At 36.9% G+C, this 10,559-nt stretch carries 6 protein-coding genes; 5 read left to right on the forward strand and 1 reads right to left on the reverse strand.

The genetic code is table 11. The features are described from left to right. Positions 1-199 precede the first annotated feature (199 nt). Together AAEY68_RS18770 and AAEY68_RS18775 are read left to right on the forward strand one after the other, a co-directional pair. The gene (locus AAEY68_RS18770; RefSeq protein ID WP_166379562.1) at positions 200-2,899 is read left to right on the forward strand and encodes a hypothetical protein; all 2,700 of its coding nucleotides are present in this window, start codon (positions 200-202) and stop codon (positions 2,897-2,899) included. A gap of 87 nt (positions 2,900-2,986) precedes the next feature. Further along, a complete protein-coding gene (locus AAEY68_RS18775; protein ID WP_076916434.1) occupies positions 2,987-4,924 on the forward strand; it encodes a sulfatase family protein in 1,938 nt (645 codons plus the stop codon). 93 nt (positions 4,925-5,017) lie between these two features. Here AAEY68_RS18775 and AAEY68_RS18780 read toward each other — a convergent pair whose 3' ends face one another. Continuing rightward, on the reverse strand, positions 5,018-5,368 hold the full coding sequence (locus AAEY68_RS18780; RefSeq protein ID WP_024594129.1) for a hypothetical protein: 351 nt from the start codon (positions 5,366-5,368) through the stop codon (positions 5,018-5,020). Between the two features lie 259 nt (positions 5,369-5,627). Between AAEY68_RS18780 and AAEY68_RS18785 the strand changes: the two genes are divergently transcribed. From AAEY68_RS18785 to AAEY68_RS18795, 3 genes are all read left to right on the forward strand, one after another. Further along, the gene (locus AAEY68_RS18785) at positions 5,628-5,873 is read left to right on the forward strand and encodes a YfhL family 4Fe-4S dicluster ferredoxin (RefSeq protein ID WP_024594128.1); all 246 of its coding nucleotides are present in this window, start codon (positions 5,628-5,630) and stop codon (positions 5,871-5,873) included. Positions 5,874-6,090: 217 nt separating this feature from the next. Continuing rightward, positions 6,091-6,789: a metallophosphoesterase gene (locus AAEY68_RS18790; RefSeq protein ID WP_024594127.1), complete on the forward strand. Its 699-nt coding sequence runs from the start codon at positions 6,091-6,093 to the stop codon at positions 6,787-6,789. 413 nt (positions 6,790-7,202) lie between these two features. Then, positions 7,203-10,130 carry a TonB-dependent receptor gene (locus AAEY68_RS18795; protein WP_024594126.1) on the forward strand — a complete coding sequence of 976 codons (2,928 nt, stop codon included), beginning with the start codon at positions 7,203-7,205 and terminating at the stop codon, positions 10,128-10,130. The last annotated feature ends 429 nt before the right edge of the window (positions 10,131-10,559 follow it).

The following is a 10,559-nucleotide window of genomic DNA, read 5'->3' on the forward strand; positions in this document are numbered from 1 at the left end:
CTTTTATAACGCCTACTTTAAATAAACAACGGGTAACTTAAATAAACACGCCACTCTAAAATTTATCTTTTAGGAGCGCACCTCTACACGTTTTTTTAGGGCCTGTTTATAAATTAAGTAGGTAAATATTTAACTATCGCATTAAAACACACACATTATATTAAAGTTTCTCAATTCACCTAAAGGTGAGGGTATATCAATGAAAAAAATTGTTAATAAATTAAGCGCGGCATCAATAACGTTACTTTTCTGTGTTAGCAGCTTTGCAAGTGAAGTTTCACAAGATTATTTTACGACACAGGGCAATGGTCTTCGTCAAATTACAAGTGGTACAGTAAATGGTCAACCCGTTGTTTATACATCTGAATTAGATGGTGCTGTAGCAAGTTATAGTTCAAATGGTGAAGAGCTGTGGCGAAGCGCAACTCAAAATAAAGCAGTACTTTTTGAGATAAATAGTACGGATTTAAATAATGATCAATCTGATGAGCTAATAGCAGCAAGTGCTGATGGAAGTATTTATGCATGGGATACCACATCTAAAAATAAGGTAGCCCCTCTTTGGAAATTTACTCCACCTAAAAAAGTTCGCTTTAGTGAAGTTGCAGTAGCACGTGTTGACGGTGAAAAACGGATTTACGCAGGGGGGAATAACTTTATTTTGTATGAGCTAAATAGTAATGGACAACTACTCAGCGAAACAAAATTAGAGGGTGTGGTTCGCAAAATAGAATCAGGTCGTTTTTTATCCAGCGACAAAGACAGCTTATTTGTTTTTACTTTAGATCGTGATAAGTATCGTTGGGATTTTATGGGATTTATTGACCCTAAATCAAAGAAGGTAATAAGCAAAATTAGCCCTGCAGATCGAAATGTTAAAGACATTTCTAAAAATATGATGATAACGGATATCGACATCGCAGACTTAGATCAGGATGGTTTAGACGATTTATTATTTTTCGGTGATTATAAAAGTGGTCAAAAGTCTGCTGCATCGTTTGTTGCTTACAATAGCAAATTTAAACGCATTGCAGACTTTAAAATAGCATCTGCACAAAGACAGCGTTATGCGCATGTGTACGGCACATCACTATTACCTAAGTATAACGAAATAGTACTTCAATTTGGGGGGCTTACTTATTTAATTGATGCAAAAGGAAAGTTAATAAAACAAGTTGGCGAAAAGCACACCGGCCTTATTTTTAATGATATAGAGTTATCAGCCACTAGCGAAAAACTTTTTGCGGCAGGCCAAATTGGTGGAGGTAATACTATTTATAGTTTTGATTTAAATAATAAAAATTGGTTAGACACTCCTCATCAATTAACCGGTCGGTTAGCGCAAGTTGAAAAAAATATTAATGATTTGTATGAACAAACATTAGCTTTTGAAATGCCAAGTTACCAAAAGAAATCTAATGAACCTTGGGTAATGCTAACTAAAGCAGAGCTAAATAGTGATGTGGAAAAACTCAATGGTGCCGATTTTCTTAGCGTAGCCCAAGAGCGATGGACTGAAAAATGGGATCGCAGCCAATTAGTTAAAAAAATAGGCAAAATTGCGCTTAAGCAAGATCGCCGAGGTAAATACAAAGATACGCGAGAGCAATTAATTAAAAAAGCGAAGGCATTTGAGGCCAAAGGAAAAAGTTTTGTTGTTTGGTCTGGTCACGGTATAGACCCATTTGGGGTTAGTATTGACACAATGGAGGCTATATTAGAGGCCGCTCCTAATACCGCTCTTGGCTTTTTATATGCTGAAATGCACGACCCGAAAGATCCAAGAGTACTTTATTTTATCTCGGAGTATATGCCACGCTTAGCCAAAGCAATGCGTAAGCAAGGCAAAGCAAAATTATATTTTAGATATAAAGATGTTTTTTGGGCTACGACTTCTCAACAGCAACCTTGGAAAGATATGTTTTTTTCTGGGCAGTACGCTGATATTTTAGTTCCTTCTGCTGAGGATACGACATCACGTACGCAAGATATAAATTTTACCGGTAGAGTTGGCATGTTTTTAGGTGGTTATGTTAACGATTACGCAATGAGACTTGTTGATGATAACCCAACCAGTTGGCGTCCTCTTAGCCCTGGTGGACAGCGCAGTGTATCTCCCTACCTTAGAACTGCCGTGTTAAGAGCTGCGTATGGTTCAAGAATGGGTATTATTTTTGATAGCCGTTATACCGAGCAGCCAGGATTAAATGTTCTATTTGCATTAATGAAGTCGGGTGTTTTACCGATTGTTGAAAAAGATGCAATGCAATCAATCGGTTCATGGATGCTAATAAAAGATGTAGACATAGAGTTAGCTCATTCAATAACTAATCATCACGAAATGAATCACTACAGTGAAAATGACTCCAATGCTTTGATGAGTTTAGGGCAAATTCAATGGGCGGGTACAAACTTACCAAAGTATGATTATTCTAGAGCGGCCTTAGGTGTGCAATATAGATGGTTGAATTTCATTCCGCCAATGCCAAATGGCATGATCCCAATCGCCCCTATAGAATCTGCAGCGCAATTAAAAAAACAAAATACCCCTTATTTTGTATCAAATGGAAGAGTCGGTTTTAGTAATGATAAAGAGATAGGTGCAGAAGAATTTTACCCAGAGATGCAACACTCAATTGAGCTCGGAGCACAAAATTTACCTATACGTGTTGAAGGTTCTGCTTGGTCTGTAATTAAGTTAGACGAGAAACATAGCCGTATTATTTTAGTCGATCAAGGCTATATTGACCCTCAAGATAGAGATGTAACTATACATTTTCATAAAAAAGCGAAATGGGTAAAAGATATTTTATCTAAAGAAGCGTTTCATATAACTGATAATAAAATGAACGTTACTGTTCCTGCTGGATCAGTTCGATTTTTTGATGTTGGTTACTAGTAACTAACTAACTAAATAAGCGTACTGAGTGCCGCTATTTTTGTATCTTAATAAGTGATGAATATTATGACAATAAAAAAATTAGGAATGAGACATATACTAACGATATGCCTTGCCTCTGCTCTGTTATCGGGTTGTGAGTCTTCTGCTATATCGAATGATGACTCGCCTATTTCCAAAAAAGCGATTGAAAAAAGGCCAAATTTTGTTTGGTTAGTATCAGAGGATAACTCGAAACGGTATTTAAAATTGTATAACGCTAAAGGCGCTGAAATGCCCAATATAGAGTTTTTGGCAGAGCAAGGCTTAGTGTTTAATAATGCATTTTCTAACTCGCCTGTATGTTCAACAGCAAGAACAACGCTCGCCCTGGGGGCGTATCCTGCTAAATTAGCAATGGAATATCACCGCCCATTTGAGCGTATAAACTTACCTAAAGAATTAAGCACAATAAGTGATTACCTCACTAAAGCAGGTTATTACACGTCAAATGATGCCAAAGAAGACTATAACTTTATCTCACCACAGAATAATTGGAGCTCGTCAAAAAAGGGAGCGAGCTGGCATAATCGCAAAGCAGGCCAACCTTTCTTTCATATGCAAACGTGGAAAACCACGCATGAAGGAAAACTACACTTTCCTGAAAGCGATATAGAAAATTTACCAACGATACATAATCCCAATTTAGTAGAATTAGATCCTATCCACCCCAATACTGAACTATTCAGATATACGTACGCTCGTTATCTCGACTTACATAAAAAAGTAGATAAAGAGATGGGCGTGGTAATAAATCAGCTTAAAGAGGAAGGATTATTAGAGGATACATTCATATTTTATTTTGGTGATCATGGTGGTGTTTTACCAGGTAGCAAAGGGTTTGTTTCACAAAGAGGCCTTAATGTTCCTTTAGTTGTTCGTGTACCAAAGAATTTTCGACATTTATTACATAAAGATTTACAAGCTAAGCTATCGACTCGAGTAGATGGCATTATTAGTTTTATAGATTTTGCCCCTACCTTGCTTGAACTGGCAGGTTTACCTAAATCTAAGTTGCAGGATGGCGAAAGCTTTTTGTCAAAAAATTTAAGTTTAGATGATTTAAATAAGCGTGATACAAACTTTTCATTTGCCGATAGATTTGATGAAAAATACGATATGGTAAGAGGCTTTGGCAAAGGTAAATATAAATATATTCGTAACTATTTACCTTTTAACCCAGATGGATTGTTTTCAAGTTACCGTTATAAACAGGCCGCTTACAGAGAGTGGAAATACCTATTTAAGGCTAACAAGTTAAACTCTGTACAAAGTGCTTTTTTTAAACATAAGCCGTTAGAGGCATTATACGACCTTGAACAAGATCCTTTCGAAACTGAAAATTTAGCACTATTACCACAATACACGGATGAAGTGATTGAAATGCGTACAGGATTACAAAAAAAGCTGCGATCGATGCCCGATTTAGCTTTTTATCCTGAATCTTATTTAGTCGATATTGCAAAAGATGACCCCAATACTTTTGGTTTAAAGCACAAAAGTAATATTGCCCGCTTTATCAATATAATAGATATGAGCCTACAACCGTTTGAACAAGTAAAAAATAAGTTAAAGGCAGTATTGTTATCAAATGAACAATGGGATCGCTATTGGGCAATGAATACGCTGTTATCGTTTGGTAGTGAGGCAAATGAGTTATTACCTTTAATCAATAAAATAAAACTACATGACAGTAGTGCACTTAATCGAGGTAGGGCTATTCAGTACTTGGCTCTTAATCAAGGGATATCTCCCAAGGCTGATTTAGAAAGCTTAATAGAACAAACAGAAAATCCACTAACCGTTTTAGCAATACTAAATATTGCTACTCAATTACATGATGAATTGGATACTACGTTTGATATTAAACTGCAAAAATCATGGGGTAAATTACGTACTAATGCCAGCAGCCCAATGAACAGCTTTAGCCAACGTATGGTTAATAGCTGGTTTAAAGACCGGGTAACTTATTTAAAAACAATCTAGCAATAAACAGCATAACGGCTAAAATTTTTGAGTCGTTATGCTGTTAGCCAAACTACATTGTCAGATATTTCTGCTTTTTAAACTTCAATCAACCTAGTCCACCAAATAAAAGACTTTTGAAGAAACGTACCAAAACCACTTTAAGCTAGAGGTTTCAGTTGGAGCTAAAAACGATTTAGATAAGATCGAGTAAAAAGGCACAATGTTAGATAACGTAAATATGATACGAAGACTGTGTTGTGCTTCATATTTAGATAAACGCTTAGTGTCTAATTTTTTAGTCCCTTGTTTTAAATTCTCTTTTCCTTTAAAAAAGATGATTTTAGTGGCCAAAATAACACACCGATTTATGTGCTGCATAGAAAACGGCGGTTTGAGCTGGTTCCATTCTAGTTTAGCTTTCGTGTATTGAACTTTGGTAAGCGTTGATAAAGAGTGCTTCACTTTGTAATAACCTATATAAATAAAGGCCTTGCGGCGATTTTTATTGATTGAGATCAACAAAGCAACAGAGAAAAATAGGCATAATTCGTGGCTGCAATTTACACCTAAAAATAAAATGGTGTGTTACGAATGTGTGCTACGATTTAAAGAAAAATAAAGGTTTATTATTGAACTGGACTTGTATCAAAAGTAGTCAAAAAACATTTAGTTTAGCTCTATCTTTTTGTTTTATAATGATATTAATTGAAGAGGCTTATAAGTGGCTCTACTCATAAATAACAAATGCATTAACTGCGACATGTGCGATCCTGAATGCCCTAATGAGGCTATTTATATGGGAGCTAAAATATATCAAATTGATGCTAGTAAATGTACTGAATGTGTAGGGCATTACGATAAACCTACTTGTGTAAGTGTTTGCCCTATTGACTGTATAAAGCCTGATCCAAATAAGCGTGAAAGCTTAGATGAACTGGCTGATAAATATGTGCTGTTAACTAGCTAATAGCTTGTTTAGGTATTTTGCTAAGCCGCTTTTTACTATTGGCTAAAAACTATCTACATTACTTATTTAGCTTGTAGCTAAAGTCCGCCGTCATGCATTTTTAGTTTCAATCAAATCTTATTCCCTTCATTAATTATCAACTATATTGTGTTATCTTAAGGCTTTATAAACTCGAGTATTAATCTAAGTTTTAGATTGCATTCTATAGGAGTCTATTTTGGATATAGGTATTAATGCTATTCAGGCTGTATCTTCAAAACAAGCCATATTTATTAATGATGAGCGCCGAGTATTTGTAATTGGCGATCTTGATGGTGATTTACCGGCCTTAAAAAACGCACTTAATAACGTAAATTTTACCCCTGAAAGAGATACTTTGTTTTGCCTAGGCGATTTTGTTGATCGCGGGGATAAAACATTTGACTTATTTACATACTTACAAGCCATTAGGGCATGTATGATATTAGGTAATCATGAGCATTTAATGTTGGAATCATTATTAAGTAATGATGCTGCCGCTTTTAAATTATGGACGGACAATGGTGGCAATTGGCATAAGTATGTATCGAGCGAAAAGCTCGATGTTATGTGTAATGAGTTACTAACAAAGCCGCTTTCGATAGTACTTGAATATCGCGGTTATAAAATTGGGTTGTCTCATACATTTGCCCAATCGTGGGATTGGGAAAATTATCCTGATGATAAATCGGTGACTGTGCAATCTCTATTGTGGGATCGCGAAGTAGTTAAACAAAATAAGGTAGTTAAAAGTCATGGAGTCGACTTTTCAATACATGGACATAACTCAACTAAAGCACCTTTTTGGGTGGGTAATAGCTATCATATAGATACCAATTATTATGGTGGAAAGCCGACATTACTCGAGCTTTCAGAGGTTATTGCTACGCTTGATTAACCAAGCGCTATTTAGCAATTATTACTTCTTTTAAATATCATCCGGCAGTTTTGCTTTTTAAAGTATAAACTGCTGACTACCACATCTAATTATCCCCTTCGTTTTTTTGTATACACTTTATGATGATTTATGCACCGTAATTATTTCATTAAGCTATTAAATACCACAAAGCCGCTCTTAGTTTGTTAATTGAGAGCGGATTTGATGTGTGGGCTGGGTTTTAACTTTCATTTAATAGATATAAATACAGTTAAAAGAGACGTTTATTTAATTTAATATTGTTGGTTAACAAACGGTTAAGTTTGGCTGTGTAGAATTGGGAACAATTTTTGCCATTACGTGAATAATTTGCGTAAAAGGACTAACTTCTCGCTTTAGTTTTATGAGCAGATTTAAATGGAACAGCCTCTCACATGATAGTAGTAAGTATATACCCTTTCCCTTTTTCAACGTTTTGTAAGTCATCACTTTATGTATCAATTTTTTCTGCTTTGGGTTCTACGTGTTCTTTTGCAGCGCAAGAAAACGAAAACTCGCAGCACACAAAAGATATGGAAGTTATAGAAGTACGTGGCATCCGTTCAAGTATGGCCGAGAACTTAGATGTAAAACGTATGTCTGGCTCTGTGGTTGATGCAATTACCGCGGAAGACATTGGAAAATTCCCTGATAAAAACGTAGCAGACTCTCTTCAGCGTTTACCTGGTGTGGTAATTGAGCGTGACGGCGGGGAAGGTTCATCAGTCAGTATTCGTGGTTTATCGTCGGCGCTAACTTTTACACAGCTTAATGGTAATTTTATTGCGTCTTCTCCGGGAGAGCCTTCGCGTTCGTTTGATTATGCTTTGTTACCGTCTTCGATGATTGAAAGTGTAGAGGTTTATAAATCGCCAGAGGCACGCTTAGATGAAGGAGGGGTTGGTGGTACTGTATTAATGCATAGCCGAAAGCCTTTGAGTATGGATGCAAACTCAGGTGTATTTAATGTAGAGAGTACTTACGCTGATGTTACAAAAGAGTACGAACCGCAGTTTACGGGTTTATATTCATGGAAAAACGACAACGAAAACTTTGGTGTATTAGTTGGCTATACCTATCAGGAACGAACAAACAGGACACTTTCGGGCGGAACTGATGCAAATGTATGGCGCTACACTGGCGGTGGACAACCTACAGATATAAACGGTAACGCAGTTAATAACAATAATGGGTGGGATACTATTAATGATGCAGGTGGTAACAGTTACGATGGTGTTTGGTTTCCACAAGTTGTGCGAGGTTCAGTTCTTAACGAAAAACGTGAGCGCGAAGGAATTCAATTTAGTACGCAATGGCGACCAACAAATCGTTTAGAGCTTGGCTTTAATTATTTTGGTTTTACACTTGGGCAAGACAGAACAGAATCTGTGATTGATATACCTGAGTGGTCTTTAAATCCTGATTTTTTAACGGATGTAAACCTTGATGAGTCGGGCGCTATTGTTACTGGTATGCAATACAATGCGATGGCAAGCGGTATTGAGAGTGATATGCAGTTTCCGTGGATGCGCGGCAGTTATGTACGTGAAGAATCCACCTCCGATACCTTTGATTTTAATTTAACTTATGAAGGCGATAATTTTAAAGCGCGTTTTGTCGTGGGTAATACAAAATCAGAAGGGGGGCCGGAAGAAAGCTGGGAAGCTGCATATAAAAGCTCAAACGCGGGCGAAAACGCCACTGCTATTCAAAATGCTGCTCAAATGGCAGGCTGGTCACTCAACCAAAATAATGTGTCACTTAATATTGACCCAAATACACTAGCTAACTTGCAAAATGGAATTGGAGGCGGTCGTGATGCGGGCTCTTCAAACTCAAGTTTTGTACGCAGTGAGTTAGAAGAAGATTATTACCAAGCTGATGTGGATTTTTATGTTGATTGGGGCTTTTTAAAAACAATTAGAACCGGTGTTAAATACCGTAACTCCACGCTTCATCGTGAAACTGGCAATACATTCTTTTTAGATCCTAATTTTGATATTGCTGCGGGCGAAGCAAGCGAGCAAGGTATTACGCGTTTTGACAGCTACCAATGGAATGGTGGAATGCCATTAGCTCAAAATGTATTTACTAGTGAGAGTAATATAGTAGGGGGTTTTGATATAAACCAAATGCCAAGTATCGACTGGGATAAATATCGCGATATGGTTACTACTAGCTATGTACCTTATACACGTATTGAAGATAACTTTGTTTACGACATTGAAGAAAAAATATCTGCTTTTTATATTCAAGGCGATTTTGAGTTTAGTGAAGTAAGAGGTAATTTGGGCGTGCGTGTTGTGCAAACAAAAACACTTACTTCATCTACTGACTTATATACCTACCAATTAGATCACACAAATGATGAAACAGGCGAGCCAGTAACTGGTGACGCACGCTTTGTAGAAGACTATCAATTAGTCACTCAGCAAAACAAAGACACTCAAGTTTTGCCAAGCTTTAATATAGCGTGGGATGCAACTGACGATTTAGTTATTCGTGGGGCAATAGCAAAAGTAATGTCTCGTCCTGATTACAGCGATTTAGGTGCGCAGCAGCGTATTACGTTTGTATCGGATGAATGGGCAAATGATAGAGCTGCATTTAATGAACAGCCAGGTTTTAGCGGCAGTGGTGGTAATAAAAACTTGAAGCCATTTGAATCGGTGCAAGCTGACTTATCTATTGAGTATTATTATGCAAAGGGTTCTGCGGTTGGATTGGCACTTTTTCATAAGAAAGTAGATAACTTTGTTGTGCCACTGGTAATAGATGCAGAGCAAAGCTTTGCCGGTAAAAATAATATAGTTGATGCAGATACTATTAATATAGCTCCGTATAGCACTGTAGGTAATGGTACCGATGCAATATCTAAAGGCGCGGAAGTATTTATCCAGCATGCCTTTGATAATGGTTTTGGTTTTTATGCAAACTACACTTATAACAAAACCAACAAAGCAGATGTAACCGTAAATGGTAAAGAGTTTGGTCAGTCGGCATTAATAGGCAGTGCAAAGTATCAGTACAACGCCTCTGTTTATTATGAAGGTGACGCTTTTAATGTGCGCGCTTCATATAACAAACGAGGGGAGACAGTATTAGGCCTTAATAGTGGGTTAAATGTATATCAAGATCCGTACGAGCAAGTTGATGTTAATGCATCGGTTAATTTGTATGAAGGGCTAAGCTTAACAGCTGCTGTTATTAATTTAACTAAGTCGGAATCGGTAACGCGTTTAGGTGATGATACAGATGCACGATTACTTAACTCAAGCTATTCAGGGCGACGCTATTACGCAGGCTTTAATTATAGTTTTTAATTAACTGCATACGTAATACTTTATTAAACGCCAACTAAAAAATGTAGTTGGCTTAGCCTAACAGCACCTAATATTGTAGTTTTATCTATGCAGATAGTTTAACTGCTCATATGTTGGTTGTTTAATAGGCAGAAAAAGCTCTGCAGCCCTTTATTTGTATAGCTTTCATACTAAATTCATTTAATTGTCAAAAAGCTGAAATAAAACATTGACCCCCGCTCGAATCTCCCTATAATGCGACCCCACTGAGACAGGAAACGCCAACGCATAGCGAGGCACGAACTACTCAGAGAGTTAAATAAAACTTCGGTTTTAAATTGTCGAAAGAAAGTTTAAAACTAAGTGTTGACTCGAAAAATAAAGGGTGTATTATTCGCATCCCTTGAGACGCTAAAGCGACTCAAAACGTTCTTTAACAATATAAAGCAA

This window comes from Pseudoalteromonas sp. RB2-MNA-CIBAN-0110 (assembly GCF_040309305.1).
GTDB classification, from domain to species: domain Bacteria; phylum Pseudomonadota; class Gammaproteobacteria; order Enterobacterales; family Alteromonadaceae; genus Pseudoalteromonas; species Pseudoalteromonas arctica.